This window comes from Cellulomonas hominis (genome assembly GCF_005239125.1).
Taxonomy (GTDB): Bacteria; Actinomycetota; Actinomycetes; order Actinomycetales; family Cellulomonadaceae; genus Cellulomonas; species Cellulomonas hominis_A.
Genome location: NZ_SZYE01000383.1, coordinates 1 through 649 on the forward strand (window position 1 = coordinate 1; position 649 = coordinate 649).

The window sequence follows — 649 nt, forward strand, 5'->3', positions numbered from 1 at the left end:
GGCGGCGACGCCGGGCGCCATCAGCCCTCCGCCCGGCCGTCCCCGCCGGTGGGGCCGGTCGGGCCGTCGGTGCCCGCGGGGCCGTCGGCCGCGTGCGACCGGCGGCGCTCGCGCACGACGAACACCGCCACCGCGCCCGCGGCGAGCACGGCCACGACGATCGCGGCGACCACCCCGGCCGCGATCCCGGCGTCCTCGTCCTCGGCGAGCTCCTGCTGCGGCGCGAGGGTCGCGGAGACGGTGGCCTCGTTCTGGGGCTCGGCCGTCGGCTCGGCGGTCGGCTCGATCGTCTCGGGCGCGGCCGGGACGGCTGCCTCCGCGCCGGACGCCGCCGTGAAGGCGAGCGTGCCGGACAGCGGGTGGCCGTCCGCGGACGTCACGCGCCACTCGACGGTGTACGCCCCCGCGGGCAGCCCGGTGGTCAGCGGCTGGGACACGGTGTTGTCGACGAGCGCGGCGTCCCCCGTGCTCACCGCGCTGCCGTCAGGGCCCAGCACGACGATCTCGGTGCCCAGCGACTGCGCCGGCTGGTCGAACGTCAGCGTGATGCTCGCCGGCGGCGCGTCCACCGTCGACCCGTCCGCCGGGTCGGTCCCCAGGAGGGAGTTGTGCGCGTCCGCGCGGCCCGCGGTCAGCAGCACCGCCGCGA

1 protein-coding gene is annotated in these 649 nt (G+C 78.9%); it reads right to left on the reverse strand.

From position 1 onward, the window contains the following. Window positions 1-20: 20 nt before the first annotated feature. The coding region (locus tag FA014_RS19690; protein WP_154731273.1) for a copper resistance CopC family protein at window positions 21-649 on the reverse strand (629 nt) is incomplete at its 5' end.